This window comes from bacterium, assembly GCA_024226335.1.
Classification (GTDB): domain Bacteria; phylum Myxococcota_A; class UBA9160; order SZUA-336; family SZUA-336; genus JAAELY01.
On the sequence record JAAELY010000173.1, the window covers coordinates 1 to 728 of the forward strand.

Below are 728 nucleotides of genomic sequence, written 5' to 3' on the forward strand. Positions count from 1 at the left end.
CGGCAAGAGTTGTAGGCGATCTGCTGGTGGTCGCAGCGGTCGCACCGATCGATGTGCCCGCCGCACGCGGCGGTCCTGCACGTCGAGATGGCCGACAGGACCCGTCGCTCTGGTCCTGGGATGCGTCCGCCGCGACTGTCGAGGTAACTATCGACGTGGCTGCGGACGACATCGGCCACCTCCAAGCGGTGGCGCGTCATCGTCCCGGCTCGAGGTCAGGTTTGCGCGGAGTCGCTCATGTCGAGCGGGCTGCGTGTACCGACGACCTCGCGCATCGACACCCGGGTGTAGGTCTGTGTCGTGGCGAGGCTACGGTGGCCCAGCAAGACCTGGATTACACGCACGCTGGTCCCGGCATCCAGCAGATGGGTGGCGAACGCGTGACGCAGCGAATGCACGGTCAGCTTCGGGTGCAGACCGGCGCGTTGGCGTGCACGTTGACAGACGTACTGGATCGAGCGCGTCGACAGGGGGCGATCGGAATCACGCCCAGGGAACAACCATGTCCTGGGGCGGACGGCACGCCAGTACTCGCGCAACACCTCGTGGAGAGTTTCGGAGAGCGGGACGATGCGGTCTTTGCGTCCCTTGCCCTGGTGAACGTGGATGATCTTTCGCGTGCCGTTGATGTCGTGGATCTTCAGGCTGACAGCCTCGGAGACACGGAGGCCTGCGGCGTAGCACGTGGTCAGCACTGCTCGATGCTTGATATTCGGGATCGCGGCCAG

General features: G+C 65.1%; 2 protein-coding genes. Both read right to left on the reverse strand.

Translation table 11 applies throughout. The features are described from left to right. Positions 1 to 200 (reverse strand): IS91 family transposase (locus tag GY725_08560; protein MCP4004232.1); only part of this gene is annotated, 200 nt, incomplete at its 3' end. 15 nt (positions 201 to 215) lie between these two features. Next, positions 216 to 728 (reverse strand): tyrosine-type recombinase/integrase (locus GY725_08565; GenBank protein ID MCP4004233.1); only part of this gene is annotated, 513 nt, incomplete at its 5' end.